The following is a 25402-nucleotide window of genomic DNA, read 5'->3' as shown; positions in this document are numbered from 1 at the left end:
CCGCGCCACACCAGCAGCGAGCTCTTTTCATTTCCTGGTGGAGCCCAACGTCCGTCCGGGATTGGAAGCCTAAGAGGCACCCCTTTCAAGGTGATTAAACGACACGTCCAGCCTTGATGACACGAGCGGTAGAAACATGCCGCCGTGCTACGCATCCGGCCACATAGACTTTCTTCTTCGGCGCTTTCGGCCCCCGCGTATGCTTGCGCGTCGCGCGGGGATCAACGCGTGTCGCCATCTTGATCAACTCGCGACCAGCCCACGCTGCGCATCAATCGATGATCGGCTTAGTTTACGACATAGCAAAATGAAGGAAATGGTTTGGCCGAGAGAGTTCCCATTTCCCTCACCACGGAAGCCGAACCTTGACGCTATCCCTATGCTCTGCGATATATAGCGACGGCAGGAAGCGAGAAAGGAAGGTGAATTCGTTGTAGCAATGCATGAGCAGTGCCTGTCCGAACGCATCGGAAAAAACCGCCTTGATCTCCTCGGCGCTATGCCCTTGCGCGGGCATATCCTCGCCAAGGTAGAAATGACTTCTCAGCGTCATTCCCGATGGCGTATCGCGTCCCATGTGCAACAGCCGGCCGCCAAGTACTTCGCCGCCGCCAGTGCGTTCAGGCGCATCCCCCATGCCTACCCGGCCGCAAACCGCCGCGCTGATGGCGCCCCTGTCCCTGGCATCGTCGTACGCCGCAGCGTCGAAATACTCATGGGGATGACGAAACTGGATGGCGAGCTTTTCCGCTGGCGATCCGGAGAAATGCTCCTCGACCAGATGAATGGACCCGATATGTGTCCCATCCTGAGCCTCTGCCCACTTGCTGGAGACATGGTCGGCCGGATGCCACCAGATGTACTGCTGCGTATTTGGGCGAAAGCGGAACCACCATTCAAACATTTCCCCCGTACAGCTGTGTAGTTCCGTACGGCAGGCCACGTGCAAGACGCCGCTCGCGAGACGTTCATAGCCGGTCTCCAGGGCAAGCGGAGCCGGATCGAGCAAGGCGTGCGCTTCAGATAAATCCATTCCAATCTCCTTCAAAAAGAAAAGAACACCAACTGACTGTCACCTCAAAACCGCGTGGCCATCCCGATACGCCCGATGGCCTGACTGGATCCGGACGATGCCGCGTCTGGCCCGAAAAGTCCGTTGATCCATGCCTGCGCGCCGTGGTCGCCGGCAGCATGCTGGTAGACGCCTTCCAGGTAGATCGAGGTACGTTTCGAAAGCGCATACATCAAGGTCGACGTGATCTGGTGCGCTTTATTGTGGCTGAGCTGTGCATTTCCCTTCATCCACTGGTAGTTGGCGCCAAGAGTCAGGCCGCCGGAGAGGGTCCAGTTTGCGCCCGCCTGCACGACGTTCACCATTGCACCGGAGAGTGTGTTGCGCGTGTTCGTGTAAAGAACGTGGGCCAACACCGAAGGGAATCCATAGTGCGCGCCCACGCCGATGTTGCGTATGCCGTCCCGGCCATTGTTGATCGCGCTGTAGCGCGCGTCCGTGACGGCAGCGCCAAGCGTCAGCGGGCCGCGCTCATAATTCACTCCGGCGCTGGCGGTCCGCCCAGAGGTTATCGAGCCCGCGATCTCTCCGAAACCATACAAGGCGCCAAGAGTGAAGCCTCCAGTTGACGGCGTCACATACTTGACGGAATTTGCTACGCGCGTGGAGGCGCCGACGCGATCGAAGTCGGTCGCTCCGGTTGGATTATTCGGAATGCCGAGGCCAGTGAACGGACCATTCCGGAAATTGTAGAAGCCGCCATAGAAAAGGCCACCGTCAAGACCGGAGAACAATAGGGATTCAGTCATGAAGTCGTACTGGTTCCCCAGAGAAATTTTCCCCCAGGATGCATTGCCAAGACCGACTAATGCCTGCCTGGCGAAGAGCGAACCGTTCGACGGAATCGTTGCTCCATTGTCATTGCTGAACTGGCTGGCCAGTTCAAAGAATACCTTGCTGCCTCCGCCAATGTCCTCGTTCCCACGCAGCCCGAAAATGCTTGGCACATACACCCCGGTATCGAGCAATACGCCCCGTTTGCCGGATTGATTGCTTACATACGTCACACCGGCATCAAGCATGCCGAACAGGGATACGCTGCTCTGGGCGCAAGCGCCAGCACCGAATCCAAGACACGGCAGCGCCAACAGCCATCTTGCCTTTACCGTCTTTGTTGTTTTCATCGTCGCCTCCTCGTTATGTTCTTGTATGCTGCGCTGCGGGCGCGAACTGCGGCGCGCCACATCGAACGTGCCGCCATCACGTATCGGTCATCACCGGTTGCCGGCTACTTCCGCTGCCCGCCGTTCACTCTCCCGCGCAGGCGGGGCACTTGGGTACGCGGCCGGAAGGTGCCAACGCGTGGGCAGAAAGGCAATGCCATGGCGCGCGGCGAGTTCCCCCCAGATTCCCCTGGGATAGAAACGCATCACGACGATGCCGATCAATCCCAAGAGAATCAGGTAGGTGCTACCGGTATCGGCAAGGTACTGCCGCATCACGAAATAAACGATGCAGCCGATGATCGGGCCCTCAAGCGTGCCGATTCCGCCAATCACCACGATGAAGATGATGTAGCCGGTCCAGTTGATGTCGAACGCGGAAGCCGGTGAAATACGCAGCTTGGTCAGGAAGATAAACGCGCCCAGCATGCCGTAGGCAGCGCTGACCACGACATAGACAGCGAACTTGAGGTGCCGTTGATGAATCCCCATGGTGGACGCCGCGCTCTCGTTGTCTCGAATCGCGCAGAGGGCGAGACCATATTTCGACCTGAGCATGCGGTACGCGCCATAGTTCACCGCGACGGCAAGCAGCAGGGCGATGAGATAGAGCAGCATGTCGCGGCTCATCCAGCCGAGGTCAAGGGAGCGCACCGCATCCAGGGGAATGCTGATTCCCGACCCGGCACCAAGCGCGCTCGCTTGTGAAAATGCCAACCGGAACACCTCGGCGATTACCCAGGTCCCGATCGCCAGGTATGGTCCGGCCAGGCGAAAGACCGCAAATGCGACGATGCACGCCATGCCGGCAGCGAATAACCCGGCCAGGACAATCGACGCCAGCGGCGGCATCTTGAAGAAGATCGCCAGGGCAAAGAGCACATACCCCCCGCTGCCAAGGTAGGCCTGCTGTCCGAGCGACATGAATCCGCCGTAGCCAGCCAGGATATTCCAGAGTTGTGCGAGCGCGACGAAATAGAAGAACTCGACGAGCATGGACTGCTGTCCCGCATCGAGGACGAAAGCCAGTGCGGCCAGCGCAACGGCCGTGGCCGCAAAGGCGCCGTCGGTGCGCGAAAGCCTCGGCGCGCTGGCAGGCAGCGCCGAGGGAGATGTCAGGTGTGCGCTCATTGGTTGCCTCGTTGGGGAAATAGTCCGTTGGGCGCGATCAACAGCACCACGAGAAACAGCAGATGGCCGGCAAGGAGTTGCCAGTCGGGGTCAAGTGATGCGCCGATGCTCTGTGCGACGCCGAGCGCGATGCCGCCGGCAAGGGTGCCCCACAGCGAACCCAGGCCGCCGATGACCACCGCTTCAAACGCAAAGATCAACCGGTCCGGTCCGCTGGCAGGATCGAAACTCGCCCGCGTCCCCATGAAGACCGCAGCGATGCCGACGACGGCCATCGACATGCCGGTCGCCAGTGCGAACAGGTTGCGGTGATTGATACCCATCCAGCCAGCCGCCTCCGCGTCATCGGAGGTTGCCCTGAATGCCCGTCCGATAGCGGTGCGTCGCAGCATGAACTGGAGCGCGCCAAGAACGGCAATGGCCGCCAGCAGCGTGATCACCGGGAGGATGCCGACAGCGATGCCGCCGCCAAGGGGCAGGCTCATTGTCTCGATCGAGCCGCCAGGAAGCTTCCTGGAGTCCGCAGAGAAAATACCCAGGAGACCATTCTGCAGGACGATGGACAGGCCGAACGTCAGCAGCATCGGACGCAGCACGTTGGCGCCCATGGCACCGTTCAGTAGCGCGCGCTGCAAGACATAACCGATCGCGAACATGACCGGGACAGTTAGCAGCAACGAGGCAAATGAAGTCTCTGCCCCCGGGATGCGAATGGCAAAGGCGAGGAATGCCGCCAGCACGATCAGGTCGCCGTGCGCGACGTTGACCAATCGCATGACACCGAAAATGAGCGACAGCCCGCTGGCATACAAGGCGTAGAGGCCGCCCAGAAGAATGCCCTGAACGATCACATCGATCCAGCCCGTCATTGTTCTTCTCCAAAATACGCGCGTCCGATCTCTTCCTTGCTGGCCGATGCGGATTTGCCGGATAGAGTGACCCGCCCCTTCTGCATGCAGTAGTAGCGGTCCGAGAAGCGAAGCGCCTGATGAATATCCTGCTCGACGATCAGCAGAGTCGTGCCTTCCTCCTTGAGGGTTGCGAGGTGGCCATACATCTCTCGAATGATCTTGGGCGCTAGGCCCAGCGACAGCTCATCGCACATCAGCATGGAGGGGTTCGACATGAGCGCACGCCCGATGGCGACCATCTGCTGCTCGCCACCGCTCAGGGACGTCACGTTCTGCCGGCGCCGCTCTGCGAGTCGGGGAAACATCGTGTAAACGCGCCCAAGATTCCACGGGCCCGGCCGCCTGGCGTATGCTCCAATCTGCAGGTTTTCCTCCACGCTCAGGCTCGGAAACATGCGGCGCCCCTCGGGAACGAGCGCAATGCCCTTGCGCACCACTTGCGCTGCACTGTCGTGTCCGAGACTGTGTTCGCGTAGGCGGATCGCGCCGTGCCTGACAGGGAGCGCTCCAGAGATCGCCTTGAGCAAGGTCGATTTCCCAGCCCCATTCGCACCGATGATCGCCACCGACTCGCCTTGCCGGATCGTCAGGCTCAGGGCGAACAGCGCCTGAAAGTCACCGTAGTACGCATCGAGTTCATGAATGCTAAGCATGGGCTTCCACCTCGATACCCAGATACACATCCCGCACCGCGGCGCTGTGCATCACAGCCGACGGCTCGCCTTCCATGAGCTTCTTGCCGAAGCTCAGCACCATCAGCCGGGAGACAACCGCCAGGAGCGCGTGCACGACGTGCTCGATCCAGATGATGGCGGTGCCTTGGGCGTGGATGCATTGAATGGTTGCAACCAGCTCCGCCGCCTCGCCCTCCGTCAGGCCGCCTGCAATTTCGTCGAGCAGTAGGACCTTCGGGCGGGTCGCCAACGCTCGCGCCAGTTCCAGTCGCTTGCGTTCGAGCAGCGACAGCGCAGCCGCCGGCTTATCGGCATGGCGGAGCAACCCGGTCAGTGCCAGCGTTTCGTAGCAGTGCTGCTGAGCTCGGCGCGCGTCCAACCTGGCGCCAAAGAATGCGCCCACGAGCAGGTTTTCAAATACCGTCAGCTGGGAAAAAGGCCGGGGGATCTGGTACGTTCGCCCGATCCCGGCAATCGCCCGCTCGTTTGGAGATGCATTGGTGACGTCCCGCCCTTCCAGCAGGATACGGCCGCTGTCCGCGCGGATGTTGCCGCTCAGCAGGTTGAAGAAACTGCTCTTTCCGGCACCGTTGGGGCCAATGACGCCCAGCGCTTCGCCGTCACCGAGCGCAACGGACAAATTGTCGGCGACCGTCACCGCGCCGAATCGCTTCACCAGCATTTCGGCAGAAAGGACACAATGATCCATACGACCCCTCAGGTGAGAATTGCCAGGCGCTTCTGCACGCCGATATCCTTCGCAAGCGTTGCGCTCACGATCTGCAGATCCAGTGGATACCTGTTGCCCGCGGTCCATTGCGCGCCTACCAGCGGCGTCTTGGTGACGTTCTTGACCGGGCTCCCAGTCCACTTGACGGGACCGACGGCCGACGCGTAGTCGGTAGCGCGGATCGACGTGACAATCGCCTGTGGCGTCAGCGCGGCGCTCCGCTTGAGCACGTCGAGTGCGACCTCGAACAAGGACAGCGTTGCGCCAAGGGGTTGCACCCACTGCCGGCCGGTAGCCGCTTCATAGGCAGCGGCAAACTGTGCGCTGGTTTCGCCGGTCAGTGTGGAGCGATAGGGATAGGCGGGCGACCACGCCACCTCCGTGGACAAGCCGACGCCTCGTGGCCCGAGTCCTGCAACCGCGGAAGGAAAGAGCAGCGCCTTGGCAAAGGTCACGATCTTCGGCTTGAAACCCTGTTGGGCTGCCTGGCTCCAGAATGTAGCGAACGCTGCGGGCGGCAGGACGCCCGTCACGATCTCCACGTTTGCCGCCTTGAACGCGCGGATCTGCGCCGAGAAGTCATTGGCGGTCGGCTGGAACCGGCCAAGGTCGATGAGCTTGTAGCCTTTCGCGGCAAGCGCCGCCGGAAAGCCAAATGCCTTGTCACTGAATGCGTTGCCTTCTGCATCGTTCGGCCAGAGCGCTCCGACGGTGCGATTGGTAGCGGCGCCGGCGCTGTCCCAGATGGCCGTATATACCGCGATCAGGTCTTCCAGTCCCCAGCAAAAGTGATACGTATACTCGAAGCCCTTCGCCGGCGAACCGCCTCGCCCGAAGTAGTAAGGTTGCCACGGGCAGTTCGTGGTGATGCAGGGGATCCGGCCCAGTTCGCATTGATCGGACACGGGGTTGACGGTGTCCGCAGTGCACGCGGACACAATCAGGTCCACCTTGTCGTCCTTGATCAGGCTTGCCGTGACTTCGGCGGCGCGATTCGGATTCGACTGGCTATCCTTTTCGATGATCAGTACAGGATGCACATTGCCCGCTACAGAGATGCCGTTCGCAATCGCTGCGCGCACGCGCTGCAGGATGAATCCATCGGTCTCTGCGAACGGGGCGAGCGGCCCTGTTCGAGGGCTCACATAGCCAATCTTCAGCGGCCGCGCGGCCGCTGAAGCGGGCCGGATCGATTGCACGCCGACCGTGGACGCACCCAGTGCTACCAGGCTGCGCAAGGTGGCGCGGCGCCCGGCGGAGTGCATTCGGTGGACAGAGCCACCTTCCATTTCCTTCTTCATGTCTTGTCTCCTGTCATGCTGATGTCGGCGCGGCTCTTCTTTGGAACCGCTTGCCTTTCGTGCCTGCCGCTCCGGGCAGGGCGAATCACTATCCGGCTGTGTAGCCTCCGTCGATGTATAGCGTCTGGCCGGTGCAAAACTCCGACGCCCTGGAAAGCAGGAACTGCAACGCCCCGACGAGATCCTCGGGTTCCCCCAGGCGCCCGAGAGGAATACGCGCGAGCATCCCTTCGCGCGCCGCGCGACCGCGATCGTCATCGGCGAACATCCATGCCGTGAGTTCGGACCGGAACACCGTCGGCGCGATGGCGTTGACGTTGATGCCGTAGCGGCCCAGCTCGCATGCCAGTGTCCGCGTCAGGCCATCGATCGCCGCCTTTGAGGGGCAGTAAGCCGAGTAGCCGGCGGCAAGCCCGAGCTTGCCGCGCGTCGACGACAGCAGGACAACCCTGCCGCGCTGCGCCATCTCGATACAGTGGGTGGCGAAAGCCTTGCAGACCAGCCACGATCCGCGCACGTTGGCTGCCATTACGTGGTCCCACTGTTCCGTGGTCATATCCTGGATCGGCGCGGGATCGTTGGTACCCGAGCCGACGACGACGAAATCGATGGCACCGAACTGCGCAACCGCTTCGTCGATCAGGTTGCGGGCATTGGCTTCTGTGTCGGGCCTGCATGCCTTGGCCTTGACCCGGATGCCGTCGGCATTCAATTGCACTTCGAGTTCGCGCAGCGCCTGCGCATTCGCCCCCGCGATCACGAGTCTCGCGCCGGCATCGGCTAGGCTATGTGCCGCGGCCCGTCCGAACGCGCCGGTGGCACCGGTGATCACGCCTACCTTGCCTGACAAGCCAAAGGCGGCACTGGTACTAGCCATTGTTTCCTTCTCCTGTAGATTGGCTACCGGGCAAGGCCGAAGCCAGGATCACGAGCATCGAGGCCGGCAACCTGGAATCGTTCCTGATGCTTCGCCCTTCACCGGCCGGAATCACGCACGAATCCAACGCCTTGAGCACGACGTCCCCGCCGGCGGTGGTGAGCGTGATCTCACCGCTCACCACCACGTAGACCTTCTCTGTCGGCCCTGCGTCCCATTGCGCACCGCCCTCGGGCAAAAAGTGCGACAGGCCTACCCAAAAATGCTCCACGTGCGTGGCATCGAGCCCCTGCAAGCGCAGGGACCGCATGTCGAAATGCCTGGCCGCGTCATAGCGAGCGGCGGCATGCAGTCGTTTGACTTCCATGGCCGCTTCCGTTACAGACCGCTTTCGATACGGAAGGACTGGCTCTTGTCCTGCATTGCCACCACACGCACGATGCATCCGTCGCCCTTTACCCAGCGCCAGGGGAACGCCGCTATCGTCACCCGCTTCCCGGTTACCTTGTCGAGATCGCCCCCGACATTTTCGATACCAGGGATACCCGCTTCGAGCAGCGCCCGATGCGCCGGCTCCCAATACGGAAAGTCCTGCTCGACGGAGCGGCCCGTTTCACGCTCATACTCCTCGCATACCCGCGGCAAGAGCGGCCCGACACCGTGGCGCCCGATAGCAGTGCCCAGCGGATGATCAAGGGCTTGCTGGTCGACGCCGACCATCTTCACGCCTTTTTCGGCCAGCCATTCGCCCGCTTCCTTGTACAGGCCAGGAGAGTAGGCGTAGTACTGGCTGTTGTCTCCGTAGTGATGGTGCCAGCCGGTGTTGATCATGACGATGTCGCCCCTCTGGATCTTCGGATAGGCATTCTCCAGGTCCTTGGCCGTGATCACCTCCCACTTTTTCTTGGGAATGCTGACCACCACGCCTGTGCCGAAGAAACGGTCCAGCGGGATCTCGTCCAGGAACGGCGTGCCTTCGATCACGTGCGCAGGCGCATCGATATGCGTACCGCTGTGCATGACGGTGGTAATGCGTTGCGTCAGCACCCCGGACTTCGCCATGTAATGGATCCGCTCGATCTTCACGTCTTCGAAGTACGGCCAGTTAGGTACGCCGTGACCCCAGGGGTGGCTCAGTTCGACGAATTCGACGCCGTCGGTATTGGAAGGGGGCGTGGCGGGGTATGCGGATATCGACATGATGTCTCCGTTGTGGAAAGGATGGCGTAATTTCAATGGGTTCAGAACGCGACGTTGTCGCGCCCTTTGAGTTGCAGCATGGATCGCGCTTCGGCGGGCGATGCGATATCGAAACCGAGTTCTTCCAGGATGTGGCGGATCTTCCTGACCTGGTCGGCATTGGACTGCGCCAGCTTGCCGCGCCCGAGGTACAGGCTGTCTTCGAGGCCGACCCGCACGTTCGCCCCCATGATCGATGCGTAGGTCAGCAACGGCATCTGGTGGCGCCCGGCCCCCAGCACGGACCAGTAATAGTCGCGGCCGAACAGCCGGTTAGCGGTCTCGCGCATGAACGTCACGTTCTCGGCGGCAGGCCCGATACCGCCCAGGATCCCGAAGATCGTCTGCACGAAAAACGGCGGCTTCACCAGGCCGGCATCGACGAAGTGAGCCAGGTTGTACAGGTGCCCAACGTCATAGCACTCGAACTCGAACCGGGTCCCGCATCCTTCGCCAAGCTCCATGAGGATGCGTCGGATGTCCTTGAAGGTATTGCGAAAGATCGTATCTTCCGTGCCCTCCACGTATGGCTTCTCCCAATCGTGCTCCCACTGGGCAATCTTCGAAGCGACAGGGTGGATCGAGAAGTTCATCGAGCCCATGTTGAGCGAGGCCATCTCGGGCCGCGCGCGCAATGGGGGCGCGAGCCGCTCCTCCAGCGTCATCTTCGTGCTGCCGCCGCTCGTGATGTTGATCACGGCATCGGTCTGCCGCTTGATCTCCGGAAGGAACTGCATAAAGACGTCGGGATCGGCACTCGGGCGGCCGTCCAGCGGATCGCGCGCATGCAGATGCAGGATCGACGCTCCCGCCCGCGCGGCATCGACCGCCTGCTGCGCGATGTCTTGGGGCGTGATTGGCAGATAGGGTGACATCGTGGGCGTGTGGATCGCCCCTGTTACCGCACATGAAATGATGACCTTCTCAGCTGCCATGGCTGCCTCCTATTTGTATGTACCGCAATATGGTTATGATGTATCGCTTTGCGGTTACTTTATGGATCGCCGTCAGGGTTGTCAAGCGTGCCGGCAGCGGCTTTCCCTGTGACGCGTCCAACGGGAGACATGCAATTCCCTCGCAGCCCATGCCAGGACTGGGAATCCGGATGTTCGACAGCGTTTACCCTTGGTTGACCGATGCCGTTTTGCTGCTTATTGTGAGTCGTTATACGGTACACATGTACCGTATAACGGTTAAATTAAGAGGGAGAGGACATTGAATTCAATGTGTATCGGTGTCGTCGGTGCCGGGCTGATGGGCCACGGCATTGCGCAGGTATTCCTGGAGGACGGCCGGTTCGATGTGTGCGTCTATGACGCCGCGCCGGGCTTGATTGAAACTGTGCAGGAGCGCATCGCTTCCAATCTGAAAGCGCTGGGTCGTCCTGCTGTGTCTTTTGCAAAGCTCAGGCTGAGCGACGACATCAGCGAAGCCTTATCCGGCTGTCAGATCGTGTTCGAAGCTGTGCCCGAGAAGCTCGAGATCAAGCATCACGTCATGCGCCAGATCGAGGCGGTCGTATCTGGCGAGTGCATCATCGCGTCGAACACTTCCGTCATTCCCATCGGACATATCGGCGAAGCTGTCAGCAAAAAGGATCGCCTCGTGGGAACGCACTGGTGGAATCCGCCTTTCCTCATCCCGCTGGTTGAAGTCGTGCAGGCGACGGCCACCAACCAACAGGTCGTCGAACGCACGATCTCGCTGCTGGAATCAGTCGGCAAGGTGGCGGTACACGTCAAGAAGGATGTTCCCGGCTTCGTCGGCAATCGCTTGCAGCATGCGCTCTGGCGCGAGGCAATTGCCCTTGTGTCGCAAGGCATTTGCGATGCGCGGACGGTCGATCTGGTCGTCAAGAACTCGTTTGGCCTGCGGCTGCCGGTATTGGGGCCGCTGGAGAATGCCGACTTGGTCGGGCTGGACCTGACGCAGGACATTCACGCTGTTATCCTGCCGACGTTGGATAGCACCTCGTGGCCGAACCGTATCCTGACGAACAGCGTGCGCGACGGCAACCTCGGCATGAAGTCCGGAAAGGGATTCTACGAATGGACGTATTCGAGTGCGCAGGGCGTCAGGGAGCAGCTCCTGGCGTATCTTGCCGCCGCCCTAAAGGAACGCGGCGGTGCCCAGGCATAAGGCGTCGCCTTGGGAGATAGGGCCGGAAACCTAGGTCAGGCCCTGCGCAGCGGTCCTGCCAGCAGCCGTGCCCTGCATTCCACAAGCTTCTCAGTGAGAAGCGCTTCGCTTTGCACGAAACGGTGGGTCGGGGTCGGCACCGAGATGGCGATACGCTGGTCCATTGGTCCGAGCAAGCCGATTGCGACGGCGCAAATCCCCAATGAGTTCTCCTCGCGGTCCACGGCGACATGGGTGGCCCGCGTCGACTCAATATCCTTTGCGAGATCGTCCCAGCTGCGAAGGGTATGCGGCGTCAGTTGCTCGAACTTCAGCTTGCCTCTCATCTTGGCCAGGGCCGCGTCGTCCAGCATGGCGAGCAGGGCCTTGCCGTTCGCCGAGCAATGCAACGGGAACGCGGCTCCGACAGCGGAAACGGCCCGCAGCACATGCGTGCCCTGTACCTGATCGATAAACACCGCCTTGTTCTGGTCCAGTATGGACAAGTCCACCGTTTCTCCTGTCGCTTTCGACAAGTCGACAAGCGCGTCGCGGACCAGATCCGCGATCTCGAACTTCGTCGCGTTGGCCAGCGAGAGGATAGCCGGACCAAGCCGCACGCCACTGCCGCCCGAAGCGGACATTGTCAGACCCTCCGCGCCCAGGGCATCGACAATCCGCTGCACAGTCGAGCGCGGCAAATCCACATCTTTTGCAATGGCCCCGAGACTCAGGCCGCCTGGGTGGCTGCTCAACGTGCGCAGTATTTCCGCCGCCCGCGCAATGACCTGGATGCCTGCCCTCGCGGCGCGGGGGTCCTCTCCGGGGTATTCGGAGAGTGGGGTGGGGGACGGTGCCGCGGCTGCGACCGATGATTCTGACTTCCGCATTCTTCAATACTCAAATGGTTGCACGGATGTAGGACGGCGGAAGAGAAAAAGTCTGCCAACTGCCATGCTGAGGTAGATCCTTCGTCCTCGGTGCGCCGGTCCCTGGGCAGAATCTCTATGCAACAGCGCTACGCATGGAGCCCTATGGATGCATCAAGGACGCCTGCTGCCCTAAAAACACGGGTTCAGGAAAGCCGATGTGGATTATAGATCAACGTAGATTGCGCGCCTCACTTGACCGTCGCGCAAGAACCGTGCGGCTCCACCTCGCATTGGAATGCAGCAGCCTTGCAGCCTGCAACGACTTATTATTTCGATCGCATTCGAGCGCCGCGAACCATGACCTGAGCGGCAAACTCACAGCCCAAAAAACAATACTCTCAAGTGAGCCCTGTCATGATCGCATCGCAATGCCCAGTGCCAACACCACGTGGATTCGTGATCGGCTGTGACTGGGTGCCGCGATCGGGGGCACAAGGTGGAAGTATTGGTAGGGGCGCTGGTTTCAGGTGTAATGGAAATCAACCGCCCCGACGCAAGCGCTTCCGTGCGTTGGTTGTCGGGCAACACACTCCATTCTTGACCCTTTACGACGAGATCCCGGATGCTGCGCAGCTCGGGAATTATCAATGCGGCCGGCAATGCCGAGAGTTACCCGTGGCCAGAATCTTTTTGAACCGGCCTCTAAGCCCTATGCGTTGCGAAGTATCGACTGGGCGCCTCACCCAGGACATGCTTGAAGACTGTCGCGAATGCACTTGCACTGCTGTAACCCAGCTCCATGGCAACGCGCGTGACAGGTTCGCCATTGCCGAGCCGAACCACGGCCGCGAGCAGGCAGGCCTGTTGCCTCCATTCGATATAGCTGACGCCGGTGTGCAGCCGAAACTGACGGGTAAAGGTGCGGCGGCTCATGCCGGTGCGCTGCGCCATGTCGTCGATGCCGATTTCCAGCGAGGGGAATGCCAGGAACTCACGGCAAGCGCGATCAAGACGCGGCTCCGCGGGCAATGGCGCGTTGAGAGATAGCGCGGGCATGGCGGCGATCTCGTGCAACAACAAACCCATCAGATAGCCGTCGCGCCCGTCGGCCGCATAATGCGTGGGCACCGCCAGCGCCTGCTCCAGCAATTGCCTCAACAGCGGCGACACGTCGCAGACCTGGCAATGCGCAGGCAAGCCAAGCCGCTGCACGGCCTGCTCGCGGATGTAGGTGTTGAGCATGGTGACCGGGCCGCGCATCTGCATGGCGTGTGGCAGCTGGGACGGCACCCAGACGGCGCGCTGGGGCGGCACCACCCAGTTGCCCTCGTCGGTGAGCACCGTGATGACACCACGTGCGGCGTAGGCGAATTGCCCACGCTGATGGCGGTGCGATGGGAAAAGCTCGCCGTCCGCGTAGTCTCGCGCCGTCACGACGGCATCGCGCGGCGTGTTCTCGTAGGGATCGATCGTGATTTTCCGCATGGCCTGATTTTATTTCTTTTTGACCTGTAATCGAAAGCAGGCCATACGGATTTCCGGCAAATTTCCGTCGATGCCAGCGCTTTACGCCTTGCAGCCAGGAAGAGACACACCGACCATGCAGAGAAAACACCTGTTGCTGGCCGTCGTCGTGACGGCCGTCTGGGGATTCAACTTCCCCATCACCAAACTCGGGCTTGCCGGGATCGATCCACTACTGTTGACGGCCATCCGTTTTACGCTGGCCGCTTTGCCGTGGGTGTTCTTCGTGAAACGGCCGCAGGTGGCCTTCCATTGGCTAGCGGTCTATGGCTTGATCTTCGGCGTGGCGATGTGGGCGTTGATCAACCTGGGGATCGCGATGGGCGTACCGCCCGGCAGCGCCTCCTTGTTGATCCAGTTCAGCGCATTCTTCACGCTGGGCTGGGGCGTGCTGTTGTTCCGTGAACGCCTGGCATTGCCCCAGTTGATCGGCATGGTGCTGGCTGCCATCGGGCTGGTGGGCATCCTGCTGGGCAGTCCCGGCAAGGCCACCACAATCGGCTTTAGTTTGGTGATGGTCAGCGCCGTGGCCTGGAGCATCGGCAACATCGTCATCAAGGTGTCCAAGGTGCGCGAGATCTTCGCCTTCGTGGTGTGGGCCAGCCTGTTCCCGCCGATTCCGCTGATTCTGTTGACCTGGCTGCTGCATGGGCCGGGGCCATTTGCCGCGTTGCCCTCGCATTTGAGGGGGGCCGCCATGTTTTCACTGGCGTTCCAGGTCTACGGCGCGACGCACTTCTGCTACTGGGGATGGAACCTGCTTTTGCGCGAGTACCCGGTGTCGCGGGTTGCGCCCCTGTCGCTGCTGATTCCGGTGTTCGGCATCGTCAGTTCCCTGTTCATTATCGGCCAATATCCCAGCGCCTCGGATGGGGTCTGCATCGCGCTGATCCTGCTGGCACTCGCCGTCGGCATGAACAAGGGCCGCATCCTGCCGGCAAGGCAGCCCGTTGAGCGCCGGCCCCTTGAAAGCCGAGTCGCTATGAGGGAGCCTTGAGCGGCACCGACCCGGCCCCCGGCCCGAAACGCGCTCCGGTCTTCTGACTTCTGAGGTCTGAGGTCCGAAACGCGCCATGCGCATTGGCAAGTTCCAGTTGCTTTGCATCGCGATGTGTGTCAGTTTACAGGACACTTTCATCCAGAATACTGGAAACCCATGGACATCAACGACCTGATCGCCCGGCGCGTGCGAACGCTGCGCGACGCCCAGGGCTTCTCGCTGGCCGCGCTGGCTGAGCGCAGCGGCGTGAGCCGCTCCAACATCTCCTTGATCGAGCGTGGCCAGAGCAGCGCCACGGCCACGGTGCTCGACAAGCTGTCCGCCGCGCTGGGCGTCACCGTGGCATCGCTGTTCGAGGACAGCACGCCGCAGGCCGAGCCGTCGCCCATGGCCCGTGCAGCGGAGCAGCCGGTGTGGACCGACCCCGCCTCCGGCTATATCCGCCGCAACCTCTCCCCGGCGGCACCCTCGCCGATCCAGCTGGTTGACGTGGTCTTCCCGGCGGGCAAGCGCGTGGCTTATGAAACCGCCGCGCGCGAAGCCGATATCCATCAGCAGGTCTGGATGATCGACGGCGTCATGGAAATGACAGTGGGCGACCAGCACTGGCGCCTGGAAACCGGCGACTGCCTGTCCATGCGGCTGGACCGCCCCATCGTCTACAAGAATCCCACCCGCAAGCCTGCGCGCTACGTCGTAGCGCTGGCCACCATGCCATTCACGCCAACCAGGAGAAACGCATGACCGAGATGCCCGGGATGACCGAACCTATCACCGTGCGGCGCGTCGGCGCCGGCGAAGCCGCCGCTTGCATCGAGGCGCTGGCCGATGTGCTGATCGATTGCGTGGAGGGGGGTGCGTCGGTGAGCTTCATGCTGCCGCTGCCGCGCGAGAAGGCCCTGCAGTTCTGGCGCGGCGTGGCCGATGGCGTCGCGCGCGCAAAGCGCGTGCTGCTGATCGCGCAGGACGGCGAAGGGCAGATCCTTGGCACCGTCCAGATCATCCTGTCGATGCCTGACAACCAGCCCCACCGCGCCGACGTGGCCAAGATGCTGGTGCACCGCACGGCCCGCCGCCGCGGCGTAGCGCAGCGGCTGCTGGCGGCCCTGGACGATGCCGCGCGCGAGGCGGGCAAGTCGGTGCTGTTGCTCGACACGGTGACCGGCGGCGATGCCGAGCGCCTGTACGCGCGCGCGGGATGGCAGCGCGCCGGCGTGGTGCCGAAGTACGCGCTGATGCCGGATGGCGAGTTCTGCGGGACAACGTTCTTCTACAAGCACCTCTGAGCGCATCGGCGCCATCCGCACGACCGACGCTTCAGATTATGACCTTGGCTGTCGACGCCGCCACCCGCATGGCCTGCGCCGCGATCTCGAAGGAGCGCAGGCGGGCCTCGTGATCATGGATCTGCGCGGTGAGCATCAGCTCATCCGGCTGCAGGTCCTCGATGAAGGCGCGCAGGCCGTTGCGCACGCCCTCGGGATCACCCACCACCGAGCACGCCAGCGAGCGCCGGATATGCGTGGCCTCGGTCTCCGTCCACATCAGCTCGATGTTATCCACCGGGGGCCGGATCGGGCCGGGGTTGCCACGCACCAGCGCCAGGAACTGCTGCTGCAGCGAGCTGAACAGCCGGCGCGCCTGCGCGTCCGAATCCGCCGCGAACACATTGAGCCCCAGCATCACATGCGGCTTGGAGAGCTGCGCCGACGGCTGGAAGGTCTTGCGGTACAGGTCCACCGCCTGGCGCATGAAGCCCGGCGCGAAGTGCGAGGCAAACGCGAAGGGCAGGCCCATCGCCGCCGACAACTGCGCGCTGAACAAGCTGGAACCAAGCAGCCACAGCGGCACCTTCAGGCCCGCGCCGGGCACCGCGCGCAGGCGCTGGCCGGGACGCGGGTCGTCGAAGTAGGCCTGCAACTCCTCCACATCCTGCGGGAAGGCATCGGCGGTGTCTTGCGTGGCGCTGCGGCGCAGCGCGCGAGCGGTGGACTGGTCGGTGCCGGGCGCACGGCCCAGGCCAAGATCGATACGGCCGGGGAACAGCGAGGCCAGCGTGCCGAACTGCTCGGCCACTACCAGCGGCGAATGGTTGGGCAGCATGATGCCGCCGGAACCGACGCGGATGGTGGACGTGCCGTTGGCAACGTAGCCGATCAGCACCGCCGTGGCGGCRCTGGCGATGCCAGGCATATTGTGATGCTCGGCCAGCCAGAAGCGCTGGTAGCCCAACCGCTCGGCGTGCTGGGCAAGCGCGAGCGAATTGCGCATGGCCTGGCCGGCGTCGCCGCCTTCCACGATGGGCGACAGGTCAAGCAGGGAATAGGGGATCATGGCGAGCGACTGCGGCGCAGCAATTTATTGAACGATCACTATACTAATCACCACTGGCGTCACTGGCAACGGAAAAATATAATGACCACTATGAAAAAGAGTGTTTCCGGTGCGGGCCGCGGACGGCCCAGGCAGTTCGATCGCGACGAGGCGCTGGGCCAGGCCCTGTCGCTGTTCTGGCGCTATGGCTATAGCTCCACTTCGATCTCCGCGCTCACCGAGGCCATGGCCATCACCGCGCCGAGCCTGTACGCCGCGTTCGGCAGCAAGGAGCAATTGTTCTATGAAGCCGTGGACCGCTATGCGGATACCCACGGCGCGCTGCTCTACGCGCCGCTGCAAGGCGCTGGCAGCGCGCATGACGCCGTGCACGGGCTGCTCGCCGGCGCGGCGGCCTTGTTCAGCGCCAAGGGCAACCCCGCCGGTTGCTTCCTGATGACGGGCACCAGTTGCTCGGCCGACTGCGCCTATATCGAAGACACGCTGCGCCAGCGCCGCAAGGAAAAGGAGCAAGCCCTGCAGGCCTGCATCCAGCAGGGCATCCGGCGCGGCGAACTGCCGGCTGGCACCGACGCGCCAGCACTGGCCAAGTTCTTCAACACGGTCATGCAGGGGATGTCGATGCAGGCGCGCGATGGCGCGTCGCGCGCCGCGCTCGAGGCACTGGCCGCTACCGCGATGCTGGCGTGGCCGGTAAAGGTGGCAAAGGCAGTAAAGGCGGCAAAGAAGACCAGGCCGCGCGAAACCCAGACAGCGTAACTCGCGGGAGCGGCATCAGGCCGCCGGCTCGGGCCGGCGCCACAGCCATGCCAGCACGCAAGCCATGCAGGCAATTGCCCCGTAGGCCAGCCAGGGCCGATGCATGCCGAACAGCAGCACGGCGCTGCAGATGCTCATGGCCGCCGTGGCGCTCCACTTGGCGCGGCGGCTCACCATGCGGCCGTTGTGCCAGTTGTAGAGCATCGGGCCAAACACGCGATGGCCAAGCAGCCACGCATGCAGGCGCGGCGATCCCTTGGCCGCGGCCCAGGCGGACAGCAGGATGAACTCGGTGCTGGGCAGGCCGGGCAGGAACAACCCGAGGATGGCCACCCCCAGGCTCAGCAACGCCAGCGCGGTCAGCAGCGCGCGTGCCGTGCGGGTACGCGCCAGCCGCAGCGGCGGATCGCTCGGGTTGGCGCCCGGCACCGGCGAAGCCGTATCGGCGTCATCCAAGAGCGGTCACCGCGAATGTCGCAGTTGGCGCACAGCGGAAGCGGCGCTGCGGCAGTGAAAGCCGGCAGGCGGCAGCAACCGCTACAGCAACGGCAGAAGGCATGTGGCAGTTCTCTCGGTTCTGGCAGAAGGCACGACTGGCACCATTGTCCACGCGGGCGATGCAGGTGGTCAACGCTTCTCCTAGCAGGACGAGCAGGAAGACTTGCCAGGTACCGGACAGCGGGCAAGACCCGGCCGCCTGCAAGGTCATCATCCATTTCCCGGCAGAGAATATATACTCCCCCATACTATATTTGAGGCAAAGCCGTGAGCCACACCATCCGCGAGAAACAGAAGTTGCTGAACCGGGTGCGCCGCATCCGGGGTCAGATCGATGCCATCGAACGCGCACTCGAGGAAGAGCAAGGCTGCGTGGGCGTGCTGCAGCAAATCACGAGTTGCCGTGGGGCCATGAACGGCCTGCTGGCGGTGGTACTGGAAGACCACATCCGCACGCACCTTGTTGACGCCGAGCCAGCCCATGGCGAGTCCGAAGGCGACGCCAGGGAGCAGCTCATCGAGGTGGTGCACAGCTACTTCAAATGAGCAGCCTGGCTCACTCAGTTTATTACCCGCTTCACGGTTTACGACCCGCTCACACTCGAATCGCCACGAAACTGCTCAAGCCTGCGGCTGCTTGGGCGACAACCAAGCAGATCGACCATGCATACACATGACATCACCCCGTGGACTCATACCCACGTATTCGACTCAGGCAACAAGGCCGCCGAGCGAGGAACGCGCCTCGTCATGCTGATCACCGCCGCGATGATGGTTGTGGAAATCGCCGCCGGCCTCTGGTTCAACTCGATGGCGCTGCTGGCTGACGGGTGGCATATGAGTTCCCACGCGCTTGCCATCGGGTTGAGCGCCTTTGCCTATGTTGCGGCGCGGCGCTTTGCGCATGACCATCGGTTCGCGTTCGGCACCTGGAAGATTGAAATCCTGGCGGGATTCGCCAGCGCGATCTTTCTTCTCGGCATCGCAGCCTTGATGGTCTTCGGGTCCGTTGAACGGATCTTCAGTCCGCAGGCAATTCACTACAAAGAGGCCATGGCAGTCACGGTCATCGGACTGCTTGTCAATATAGGATGCGCGCTGATACTGGGCGATGCGCATGACCATGGCCACGAACATGGGCATGAGCATGGGCACCAACATGGGCACGCGCATGGCCAAGGCGGCCATCACCAGCACGACCTGAATTTGCGCTCGGCATATGTCCATGTGCTGTCGGATGCCGCGACATCGGTGCTTGCCATTCTGGCACTCGCGGGAGGCTGGCTGCTCGGGTGGCGTTGGCTCGACCCGGTCATGGGCATCGTTGGCGCCGGGCTGGTCGGCGCGTGGGCCTTCGGCCTGCTGAAACAAACCGGCGTCGTTCTGCTCGATCGCGAAATGGACCATCCGGTCGTGGATGAGGTACGCGAAGTGTTGCAGGCTTTCGATACCGGCGACGAGGGTACCCGTGTTGCCGACCTTCATGTCTGGCGAGTGGGTAAGGAGAAATTCTCCTGCCTTGTCAGCCTGGTGACTCACGACCCCGCACTGACGGCAGCGCGCATCAGGAGCGCCCTTGCCGTGCATGAAGAGCTCGTGCATATCACTGTGGAAATCCACCGGTGCGCGGATTAAGCTGAAGCGGCGAGGGGCCGTGCACGCGCAAAAAACCCGCTGCGCGCGGCCCCACTCGGTATACTCTGAGGCACGTTTATCTCATGCCTGCAGACCGCCCATCGTGTCCAACTCCTCCGCGCGCAAGACCGCCGCGCAAAAACCCGCCGCCGCCGACTACGATTTCACCGAGCAAGTCGGGCACCTGCTGCGGCGCGCCTACCAGCGCCATGTGGCGATCTTCCAGCAGACCATTGCCGACTCGCAGCTGACCGCGGCGCAGTTCGTGGTGATGTGCGCGGTCAACGAGCGCGGCTCGTGCTCGCTCAGCGAAATCGTGCGGGCCACCGCCATCGACCAGGCCACCGTGCGCGGCATCATCGAGCGCCTCAAGACGCGCGAGCTGGTGGCCGTCTCGCACGATACCAACGACCGCCGCAAGGTCGTGGTCACGGTGACCCCGGCCGGCCATGCGCTGATCGAGGAAACCGTGCCGTTCGCGCACAAGATCTCCGAGCAGACTTTCGGCGACCTCAATCCCGCCGAGCGGGTAGCGATCACCTACCTGTTGCGCAAGATGAGCGAGTTCGACGACCGCGACGAGCGCGGCAACGCACCGGACGGCGAGCCAGAGTAAGCCCGTCTCAGGCGGGCTGGTCGGCCAGCGCCGCGAGCACCGCCTCCGGCGTGAAGGGCGCGCGCCGCAGCCGCACCCCCGTGGCATCGAACAGCGCATTGGCAATAGCCGGCGCGCCCGGCAGCGACGCGGATTCGCCCGCGCCCATCGGCGCTTCCTCCTGGCGCGGCATCAGCAGCACTTCGATGGGCGGCAGCTCGGGAAAGGTCAGCAGCGGATAGCTGCCCCATTCGCGGCTGGCCACGCCGTTGGCGTCAAAGCGCACCTGTTCCTTGAGCACGCGGCCAAGCGCCTGCACCACATTGCCCTGCACCTGGTGGCGCACGCCGTCGGGGTTGACCATCATGCCGGTGTCCTGCGCCACCACCAGCCGCTCCACCATGATCTGGCCGGTTTCGGGCGCGACCGTCAGGTCCACCACCCAGGCGGCCCAGGCGGCGCCGAAGCCCGGGAACTTGCTATGGATATAGCGGGCATAGGCCACGCCGCGCCCACGCAGCAGCCCATCCGCGTCCGGCTGGCCACGCGTGCCGCGCGCGCCTTCGCGCCAGCCGGCATGCGCCGCCAGCGCGCGCAGCAGGTCCGTGGCGCGCGCATCGGGCAGGTGGCGCAGGCGGTACGCCAGCGGATCAGCGCCGGCCTCATGCGCGAGCTCGTCGATAAAGCACTCGTGCGCGAACACGTTTGGCAGCGCGGACACGCCGCGCAGCCAGGAGGCGCGCACGATGGCTGGCGTGTCGTCGCAACCGATGCGCGTGGCGGCGTACTGGTAAGGCGGCACCGCGGTGCGGTCGCCCATCTGCAGCATGCGCGGCGCGTTGTCGACCACGCCGGTCAGCAGCAGCGCCAGCGTGGGCGCGTCGTTGGACGGATAGCGGCTGACGAAATCGTAGGCCAGCAACTCGCCATGGGGGCCAATGGCGCCGCGCACGTCCATGAGCTGCGCCGCGCCCTTGGGCTCCCACAGATGTTCCTGCTCGCGGCTGAGCTGCACCCGCACCGGGCGCCTCACCGCGCGCGACAGCAGCACCGCATCGGCGCAAACGTCGTCGGCGCAGTTGCGGCCATAACAGCCGGCGGCTTCCATCCGCACGATCTCGATGCAGCCTTCATCCAGTCCGGTCAGGCGCGCCAGGTCGATGCGCAACACATGCGGGTTTTGCGTGCCGGACCAGACCGTGAGGCCGTCTTCGCGGTAGTCCGCCACGGCGCAGGACGGGCCGATGGAGCCGTGCATCTGGTAGGGCCACGCGTAGCCGCGCGACAGTATCCGGTCAGCGGAGTCGAAGGCGCCTTGGGCGTCGCCCTCTTCCACCAGCGTGCGGCGTGCCGCGGGATTGGCACGCAGCGCAGCCTCGGTGTCTTCCGGCTCGCTGAGCGGGGGCAACGGCGGCGCCGGCTTCCAGTCCACGCGCAGGCGGCGCGCCGCCTGCATGGCCTGCTCCTCGCGCTGCGCCACCACGCCGATGAAATCGCCCTGCACCACCACGTCGACGACACCGCGCACATCGCGAATCGACGCGCGGTCGACGCCGCGCAGGCTGGTGCCGACAAAGCCACCGCTATCGCGCCCGGCGTAAGGTGGGCGCACCACGCGGCCGTGCAGCATGCCAGGCACGCGCACATCGTGCACGAAGGTGAGCTGCGCCGTGGCCTTGGCGGGAATATCCACACGCGGCGCGGCACGCCCGACCACGCGGTATTCGCTGACCGGCTTGGTGGCAATGGYGTCAGCCAGGGGCAGCTCGATATGCTCGCCGGCCAGCAGGTCGCCGTAGGCCAGGCCTTCGGCGCTCTCATTGCCTTTTCCGCGCAAGCGCAGGCGGCCATCTTCGGCGATCAGCGCTTCGGGCGCCACGCCAAGACGCTGCGCCGCGCGCTCGCGCAGCCAGGCCATGGCCTGCGCCGCCGCGCGGCGCAGCGGCAGCGCCGAGATCTGGATGGTGGCGCTGGCGATGGTGGGGCCCTGGTTGGGCGTAGCTTCGGTATGACCCAGCGTCATCGCCACGCGCGCCGCCGGCACCTCCAGCTCTTCGGCCACGATCTGCGCCAGCGAGGTGCGGATGCCGGTGCCCAGGTCAACGTGCCCGTTGAAGGCCAGGATCTCGCCGGTGTCGCGCACCGCCACGAAGATGTCGGGCTGCGCGGCGATGTAATCGGAGGCCGCGCCAGGCTGGCCGGGCGCGGGCCGCGGCGCGGCTTGCGGCGCGCGCGTCACCAGCAGCACGCCGCGCGCTTGCAGCAGGGCGTCGCGCTGCGCGCCCGGGGACATCGGCGCCGATGCGGGAAGAGAGGCGGACCGGGGTCCGGAGCCGGGTGTCGTTTCCATTCGTTCCATGTCTCAGGTAGGCACGCTGGCGGACTGCCGGATTCCGGCGCCGCCCGCCCTGGCCGTTATACTGCCAGGCTCGAACAAGCAATACGTATCAAACATATGAGCACCCCGACCGCTAAGAAAAGCGCGGCAGCCGGAACCCGGGCCCGGCAAGCTCAGGACACCCGAGCCAAGATCCTCAAGGCCGCCATCAAAGTCTTCGCCTTGCGCGGCTACGAAGGCGGGCGCGTGGAGAAGATCTCCTCGCTGGCCAAGACCTACGACCGGATGATCTACTACTACTTCGGCAGCAAGGAAAAGCTGTTCGTCGAAGTGCTCGAAACCATCTACATCCAGCTCAACGAGGCCGAGCAAGCGCTCAAGCTCGACCCCGAGGATCCGGTGCGCGCGCTGACCCAGCTGATCGACTTCGTCTGGGGATACTACCTCGATCATCCCGAGTTCGTCGCCATCCTGTCCAGCGAGAACATGAGCCAGGGCAAGCATGCCAAGAAGTCGAGCCGGCTCAGGGAGATCTCCAGCTACGCCTTGTCTGTGCTGGACGGCATCCTGGCGCGCGGCAAGGCTGCCGGGCTGTTCCAACCCGACGTGCTCGCCCGCGACATCTACCTGGTGATCGCGTCGCTGGGCTACTTCTACAACTCGAATCATCATACGCTCAGCGCATTCCTGGGCGAGCCCATGATGAGCAAGCCGGCGCTGGAGCACTGGCGCGATGTGATCCAGCGTACGGTACTGAGCACGGTTTGCGTGCCGGGCACTGGCATCGCCCCGGCTGGGCAGGCCCCGGCCGAAGCCGAAGCGGCGGCACCCGCCGCCCGCAAGAAGCCGGCACGCGCCAAGCGCGCCTGAGCCTCGCATCCGGCGGTCATCACGCAGCGCCGGATGCCTTCCCCTTAAGCCGTAGCCGTAGCCGTAGCCGTAGCCGCCGCCGTAGCCCGCGCCAGCATCGCCAGCGCTTCGTCGCGCGGCATCACCGTGGCGTTCTTCTGCGCCATGTCGAACAGGTTGGCATCGTGCGGCCCGATGGCGCGGTCGCCCACGCAATCGGACAGCACCAGCGGGCGGAAGCCGTACGACATGGCATCGACCACGCTGGCGCGCACGCAGCCACTGGTCACGCAGCCCGCCACCAGCAGCGTCTGCACGCCGCGCTGGTTCAGCCACGCGGCCAGCGAGGTGCCGAAAAAGGCGGATGGCACGGTCTTGCGCACCACCAGTTCACCCGGGCGCGGCGCCAGTTGCCCGACGATGGCGCTGTTGTGGCTGTCTTCCTTCAGGGCCAGCAGGCCGGGCACCTTCTGCGTGAAGATGTTGTGGTCGCTGTCGTCGTCGGCAAACACGATGCGGCTGTGCGCCACCGGCCAGCCCTGCTCGCGCGCCGTGGCCAGCAGCGGCACGGTGTTGGCGATGGCCTGGGGGATATTGCCGCCGCCAAAGACGGCCGGGTCGGCGAAGCCGTTGACGAAGTCGATGATCAGCAGGCCGTAGGGTGCCTTGGGTTCCAGCGCGGCGCCGAAGCCCTGGCGCTGGTAGGTCTTCACTTCATCATGCATGGATGGCTCCCTTGGATTCGTGATCCAGCACCTTGCCTTGTTCAACCACCGCCTCGCCGTCAAGCCGCACCGTGCAATGGCGCACGGGGATATCGATATGGCAGGCCGTCGTGCGGCTGCCGCCGGCTTCGTTGTTCGGGCCGAAGGAGCACAGGAAGTTGCCTTCGAACGCGCGCGCATCCATGCCGATGGTGGCCTCGCGGTCATACATGGCGAGCGTGGACCAGCGCGCGCGCGGCTGCAGGCCCCAGCCGATATGCGACATGGCGTAGGCCTCGGGGTCGTTGAACGAGGCCATGTAATCGCTCAGCAGCTCGGCATCCAGGCCGCCTTCGATGCGGGTGACGTAGCCCTTCTCCACCGTGATGTCGATCGGCTCCTGCACGTAGGACTTCATCGGCAGCAGGATATCGCCGCGATCGAGCACGATGCGCCCATTGGTGCCGCCCTCGTCCGGCCAGGTCAGCACGAAGCCGCTTGGCCAGTGGTCCCAGCGGCCCGGCTCATCGACAAAGCCATACTCGCTGATGGCGGGAAACTCGCCCAGCGCGCAGCGCAGGTCGGTGCCGGCATCTGACGTGATGTGCATCTCCCGCGCGCGCGCCAGCCGCGCCGTGGCGGCTTTCACGCGGGTGCGGTCCCCTTCGGTGGGCACCAGCCGCACCAGCACCTCGGGCGGCTCCACGGCCAGCAGGATCTTGGTGCCGCCGGAGAGGATCTCGTGCTGCTCGGGCGAGAACAGCAGCGTCATCAGGTCCAGCACCAGGTCGCTGGCCTTGAGCGCGGCGATGGCGGCCGGGTTGCCGGTCAGCGGCGTAGTGCCGAGATAAGCCAGCGCGTCGCGGCTGAGCGCCTTGTCTGCGTTGACGGGCGGCAGGTCCAGCCGGTTGACGATGGCGCCCATCGCGGAGGCCGCCATCTGCGCCGTGCGCAGCGTTTGCGGATGTGTGGCGGCGCCGGTCAGCACCGTGACCGTCTGGCCCGGCTCCAGTTTTGACAGGGTGAGCACCTGGCGCCATGCCTGGGTCAGGTCGTGATCGCTTACTGGCATGTGTTC

At 63.7% G+C, this 25402-nt stretch carries 28 protein-coding genes; 9 read left to right on the top strand and 19 right to left on the bottom strand.

The window, feature by feature from the left end:
- Positions 1 to 346 precede the first annotated feature (346 nt).
- From AC1DQR_RS20890 to kce, 11 genes are all read right to left on the bottom strand, one after another.
- Positions 347 to 1033, bottom strand: coding sequence for a DAPG hydrolase family protein (locus AC1DQR_RS20890; RefSeq protein WP_416051166.1), 687 nt, complete (start codon positions 1031 to 1033; stop codon positions 347 to 349).
- A gap of 44 nt (positions 1034 to 1077) precedes the next feature.
- Entirely contained in the window at positions 1078 to 2196 is a 1119-nt protein-coding gene (locus AC1DQR_RS20885; RefSeq protein ID WP_416051167.1) for a porin, read from the bottom strand.
- A 90-nt stretch (positions 2197 to 2286) separates the two neighbouring features.
- Complete coding sequence (locus AC1DQR_RS20880; protein ID WP_416051168.1) at positions 2287 to 3366, bottom strand: branched-chain amino acid ABC transporter permease; 1080 nt, start codon at positions 3364 to 3366, stop codon at positions 2287 to 2289.
- Positions 3363 to 4235: a branched-chain amino acid ABC transporter permease gene (locus AC1DQR_RS20875; RefSeq protein ID WP_416051169.1), complete on the bottom strand. Its 873-nt coding sequence runs from the start codon at positions 4233 to 4235 to the stop codon at positions 3363 to 3365. The genes AC1DQR_RS20880 and AC1DQR_RS20875 overlap by 4 nt, the downstream gene beginning before the upstream one ends.
- Entirely contained in the window at positions 4232 to 4930 is a 699-nt protein-coding gene (locus AC1DQR_RS20870; RefSeq protein WP_416051170.1) for an ABC transporter ATP-binding protein, read from the bottom strand. Before AC1DQR_RS20870 ends, AC1DQR_RS20875 begins: the two co-directional genes overlap by 4 nt.
- Positions 4923 to 5660 carry an ABC transporter ATP-binding protein gene (locus AC1DQR_RS20865; protein ID WP_416051171.1) on the bottom strand — a complete coding sequence of 246 codons (738 nt, stop codon included), beginning with the start codon at positions 5658 to 5660 and terminating at the stop codon, positions 4923 to 4925. Before AC1DQR_RS20865 ends, AC1DQR_RS20870 begins: the two co-directional genes overlap by 8 nt.
- 8 nt (positions 5661 to 5668) lie before the next feature.
- On the bottom strand, positions 5669 to 6880 hold the full coding sequence (locus AC1DQR_RS20860) for an ABC transporter substrate-binding protein (RefSeq protein WP_477133722.1): 1212 nt from the start codon (positions 6878 to 6880) through the stop codon (positions 5669 to 5671).
- 190 nt (positions 6881 to 7070) lie between these two features.
- On the bottom strand, positions 7071 to 7814 hold the full coding sequence (locus AC1DQR_RS20855; RefSeq protein WP_416051173.1) for an SDR family NAD(P)-dependent oxidoreductase: 744 nt from the start codon (positions 7812 to 7814) through the stop codon (positions 7071 to 7073).
- Positions 7815 to 7851: 37 nt separating this feature from the next.
- Complete coding sequence (locus AC1DQR_RS20850; RefSeq protein WP_477133721.1) at positions 7852 to 8226, bottom strand: cupin domain-containing protein; 375 nt, start codon at positions 8224 to 8226, stop codon at positions 7852 to 7854.
- An 11-nt stretch (positions 8227 to 8237) separates the two neighbouring features.
- Positions 8238 to 9059, bottom strand: coding sequence for a cyclase family protein (locus AC1DQR_RS20845; protein ID WP_150992334.1), 822 nt, complete (start codon positions 9057 to 9059; stop codon positions 8238 to 8240).
- 41 nt (positions 9060 to 9100) lie between these two features.
- Positions 9101 to 10033 (bottom strand): 3,5-dioxohexanoate:acetyl-CoA acetone transferase, encoded by a 933-nt coding sequence (kce, locus tag AC1DQR_RS20840; RefSeq protein ID WP_477133720.1) that lies wholly within the window; start codon positions 10031 to 10033, stop codon positions 9101 to 9103.
- A gap of 289 nt (positions 10034 to 10322) precedes the next feature.
- Here kce and AC1DQR_RS20835 point away from each other — a divergent pair, with 289 nt between their 5' ends.
- Positions 10323 to 11237, top strand: coding sequence for a 3-hydroxyacyl-CoA dehydrogenase family protein (locus AC1DQR_RS20835; RefSeq protein ID WP_416051176.1), 915 nt, complete (start codon positions 10323 to 10325; stop codon positions 11235 to 11237).
- Positions 11238 to 11272: 35 nt separating this feature from the next.
- On the opposite strand, the gene AC1DQR_RS20830 is transcribed toward AC1DQR_RS20835, so the two are convergent.
- Together AC1DQR_RS20830 and AC1DQR_RS20825 are read right to left on the bottom strand one after the other, a co-directional pair.
- A complete protein-coding gene (locus tag AC1DQR_RS20830) occupies positions 11273 to 12106 on the bottom strand; it encodes an IclR family transcriptional regulator (protein ID WP_416051177.1) in 834 nt (277 codons plus the stop codon).
- A 684-nt stretch (positions 12107 to 12790) separates the two neighbouring features.
- Positions 12791 to 13573, bottom strand: coding sequence for an AraC family transcriptional regulator (locus AC1DQR_RS20825; protein ID WP_416051178.1), 783 nt, complete (start codon positions 13571 to 13573; stop codon positions 12791 to 12793).
- A 115-nt stretch (positions 13574 to 13688) separates the two neighbouring features.
- On the opposite strand from AC1DQR_RS20825, the gene AC1DQR_RS20820 reads away from it, so the two are divergent.
- The 3 genes from AC1DQR_RS20820 (at position 13689) to AC1DQR_RS20810 (ending at position 15898) form a co-directional block, all read left to right on the top strand.
- Positions 13689 to 14609 (top strand): EamA family transporter, encoded by a 921-nt coding sequence (locus AC1DQR_RS20820; RefSeq protein ID WP_477133719.1) that lies wholly within the window; start codon positions 13689 to 13691, stop codon positions 14607 to 14609.
- Between the two features lie 159 nt (positions 14610 to 14768).
- The gene (locus AC1DQR_RS20815; RefSeq protein ID WP_043352911.1) at positions 14769 to 15356 is read left to right on the top strand and encodes a helix-turn-helix domain-containing protein; all 588 of its coding nucleotides are present in this window, start codon (positions 14769 to 14771) and stop codon (positions 15354 to 15356) included.
- A gap of 14 nt (positions 15357 to 15370) precedes the next feature.
- Positions 15371 to 15898: a GNAT family N-acetyltransferase gene (locus AC1DQR_RS20810; RefSeq protein ID WP_416053330.1), complete on the top strand. Its 528-nt coding sequence runs from the start codon at positions 15371 to 15373 to the stop codon at positions 15896 to 15898.
- Between the two features lie 31 nt (positions 15899 to 15929).
- On the opposite strand, the gene AC1DQR_RS20805 is transcribed toward AC1DQR_RS20810, so the two are convergent.
- Positions 15930 to 16946, bottom strand: coding sequence for an LLM class flavin-dependent oxidoreductase (locus AC1DQR_RS20805; protein WP_416051180.1), 1017 nt, complete (start codon positions 16944 to 16946; stop codon positions 15930 to 15932).
- Positions 16947 to 17027: 81 nt separating this feature from the next.
- On the opposite strand from AC1DQR_RS20805, the gene AC1DQR_RS20800 reads away from it, so the two are divergent.
- Positions 17028 to 17705 (top strand): TetR/AcrR family transcriptional regulator, encoded by a 678-nt coding sequence (locus AC1DQR_RS20800; RefSeq protein WP_416051181.1) that lies wholly within the window; start codon positions 17028 to 17030, stop codon positions 17703 to 17705.
- A gap of 15 nt (positions 17706 to 17720) precedes the next feature.
- Here the strand turns inward: AC1DQR_RS20800 and AC1DQR_RS20795 are convergent, their stop codons facing one another.
- Together AC1DQR_RS20795 and AC1DQR_RS20790 are read right to left on the bottom strand one after the other, a co-directional pair.
- Entirely contained in the window at positions 17721 to 18161 is a 441-nt protein-coding gene (locus AC1DQR_RS20795; RefSeq protein ID WP_416051182.1) for a YbaN family protein, read from the bottom strand.
- On the bottom strand, positions 18154 to 18417 hold the full coding sequence (locus AC1DQR_RS20790) for a hypothetical protein (RefSeq protein ID WP_416051183.1): 264 nt from the start codon (positions 18415 to 18417) through the stop codon (positions 18154 to 18156). The genes AC1DQR_RS20795 and AC1DQR_RS20790 overlap by 8 nt, the downstream gene beginning before the upstream one ends.
- Before the next feature lie 53 nt (positions 18418 to 18470).
- On the opposite strand from AC1DQR_RS20790, the gene AC1DQR_RS20785 reads away from it, so the two are divergent.
- From AC1DQR_RS20785 to AC1DQR_RS20775, 3 genes are all read left to right on the top strand, one after another.
- Positions 18471 to 18749, top strand: a complete 279-nt coding sequence (locus tag AC1DQR_RS20785; protein ID WP_416051184.1) for a metal/formaldehyde-sensitive transcriptional repressor — start codon at positions 18471 to 18473, stop codon at positions 18747 to 18749.
- A gap of 117 nt (positions 18750 to 18866) precedes the next feature.
- Positions 18867 to 19838: a CDF family Co(II)/Ni(II) efflux transporter DmeF gene (dmeF, locus tag AC1DQR_RS20780; protein WP_416051185.1), complete on the top strand. Its 972-nt coding sequence runs from the start codon at positions 18867 to 18869 to the stop codon at positions 19836 to 19838.
- Between the two features lie 103 nt (positions 19839 to 19941).
- Entirely contained in the window at positions 19942 to 20454 is a 513-nt protein-coding gene (locus AC1DQR_RS20775; RefSeq protein ID WP_416051186.1) for a MarR family winged helix-turn-helix transcriptional regulator, read from the top strand.
- A 7-nt stretch (positions 20455 to 20461) separates the two neighbouring features.
- Here the strand turns inward: AC1DQR_RS20775 and AC1DQR_RS20770 are convergent, their stop codons facing one another.
- Positions 20462 to 22726, bottom strand: coding sequence for a xanthine dehydrogenase family protein molybdopterin-binding subunit (locus AC1DQR_RS20770; protein WP_477133746.1), 2265 nt, complete (start codon positions 22724 to 22726; stop codon positions 20462 to 20464).
- Positions 22727 to 22888: 162 nt separating this feature from the next.
- Between AC1DQR_RS20770 and AC1DQR_RS20765 the strand changes: the two genes are divergently transcribed.
- Positions 22889 to 23641 carry a TetR/AcrR family transcriptional regulator gene (locus AC1DQR_RS20765; protein ID WP_183033307.1) on the top strand — a complete coding sequence of 251 codons (753 nt, stop codon included), beginning with the start codon at positions 22889 to 22891 and terminating at the stop codon, positions 23639 to 23641.
- A gap of 44 nt (positions 23642 to 23685) precedes the next feature.
- Here AC1DQR_RS20765 and AC1DQR_RS20760 read toward each other — a convergent pair whose 3' ends face one another.
- The gene (locus AC1DQR_RS20760) at positions 23686 to 24345 is read right to left on the bottom strand and encodes an N-carbamoylsarcosine amidohydrolase (RefSeq protein WP_477133718.1); all 660 of its coding nucleotides are present in this window, start codon (positions 24343 to 24345) and stop codon (positions 23686 to 23688) included.
- The gene (locus tag AC1DQR_RS20755) at positions 24338 to 25396 is read right to left on the bottom strand and encodes a 2,5-dihydroxypyridine 5,6-dioxygenase NicX family protein (protein WP_416051189.1); all 1059 of its coding nucleotides are present in this window, start codon (positions 25394 to 25396) and stop codon (positions 24338 to 24340) included. The genes AC1DQR_RS20760 and AC1DQR_RS20755 overlap by 8 nt, the downstream gene beginning before the upstream one ends.
- Positions 25397 to 25402 lie beyond the last annotated feature (6 nt).

It is taken from the genome of Cupriavidus sp. 05L411 (assembly GCF_056398045.1).
Note: the sequence above shows the minus strand (reverse complement) of the source record. Positions and strands in the feature narration are given on the sequence as shown.

Bases quoted from the DNA above. Each gene is read 5' to 3' on its own strand.
- AC1DQR_RS20890 (WP_416051166.1), bottom strand. From the start codon at position 1,033: ATGGATTTATCTGAAGCGCACGCCTTGCTCGATCCGGCTCCGCTTGCC.
- AC1DQR_RS20885 (WP_416051167.1), bottom strand. From the start codon at position 2,196: ATGAAAACAACAAAGACGGTAAAGGCAAGATGGCTGTTGGCGCTGCCG.
- AC1DQR_RS20880 (WP_416051168.1), bottom strand. From the start codon at position 3,366: ATGAGCGCACACCTGACATCTCCCTCGGCGCTGCCTGCCAGCGCGCCG.
- AC1DQR_RS20875 (WP_416051169.1), bottom strand. From the start codon at position 4,235: ATGACGGGCTGGATCGATGTGATCGTTCAGGGCATTCTTCTGGGCGGC.
- AC1DQR_RS20870 (WP_416051170.1), bottom strand. From the start codon at position 4,930: ATGCTTAGCATTCATGAACTCGATGCGTACTACGGTGACTTTCAGGCG.
- AC1DQR_RS20865 (WP_416051171.1), bottom strand. From the start codon at position 5,660: ATGGATCATTGTGTCCTTTCTGCCGAAATGCTGGTGAAGCGATTCGGC.
- AC1DQR_RS20850 (WP_477133721.1), bottom strand. From the start codon at position 8,226: ATGGAAGTCAAACGACTGCATGCCGCCGCTCGCTATGACGCGGCCAGG.
- AC1DQR_RS20845 (WP_150992334.1), bottom strand. From the start codon at position 9,059: ATGTCGATATCCGCATACCCCGCCACGCCCCCTTCCAATACCGACGGC.
- kce (WP_477133720.1), bottom strand. From the start codon at position 10,033: ATGGCAGCTGAGAAGGTCATCATTTCATGTGCGGTAACAGGGGCGATC.
- AC1DQR_RS20835 (WP_416051176.1), top strand. From the start codon at position 10,323: ATGTGTATCGGTGTCGTCGGTGCCGGGCTGATGGGCCACGGCATTGCG.
- AC1DQR_RS20830 (WP_416051177.1), bottom strand. From the start codon at position 12,106: ATGCGGAAGTCAGAATCATCGGTCGCAGCCGCGGCACCGTCCCCCACC.
- AC1DQR_RS20825 (WP_416051178.1), bottom strand. From the start codon at position 13,573: ATGCGGAAAATCACGATCGATCCCTACGAGAACACGCCGCGCGATGCC.
- AC1DQR_RS20820 (WP_477133719.1), top strand. From the start codon at position 13,689: ATGCAGAGAAAACACCTGTTGCTGGCCGTCGTCGTGACGGCCGTCTGG.
- AC1DQR_RS20815 (WP_043352911.1), top strand. From the start codon at position 14,769: ATGGACATCAACGACCTGATCGCCCGGCGCGTGCGAACGCTGCGCGAC.
- AC1DQR_RS20810 (WP_416053330.1), top strand. From the start codon at position 15,371: ATGACCGAACCTATCACCGTGCGGCGCGTCGGCGCCGGCGAAGCCGCC.
- AC1DQR_RS20800 (WP_416051181.1), top strand. From the start codon at position 17,028: ATGACCACTATGAAAAAGAGTGTTTCCGGTGCGGGCCGCGGACGGCCC.
- AC1DQR_RS20790 (WP_416051183.1), bottom strand. From the start codon at position 18,417: ATGATGACCTTGCAGGCGGCCGGGTCTTGCCCGCTGTCCGGTACCTGG.
- dmeF (WP_416051185.1), top strand. From the start codon at position 18,867: ATGCATACACATGACATCACCCCGTGGACTCATACCCACGTATTCGAC.
- AC1DQR_RS20765 (WP_183033307.1), top strand. From the start codon at position 22,889: ATGAGCACCCCGACCGCTAAGAAAAGCGCGGCAGCCGGAACCCGGGCC.
- AC1DQR_RS20760 (WP_477133718.1), bottom strand. From the start codon at position 24,345: ATGCATGATGAAGTGAAGACCTACCAGCGCCAGGGCTTCGGCGCCGCG.
- AC1DQR_RS20755 (WP_416051189.1), bottom strand. From the start codon at position 25,396: ATGCCAGTAAGCGATCACGACCTGACCCAGGCATGGCGCCAGGTGCTC.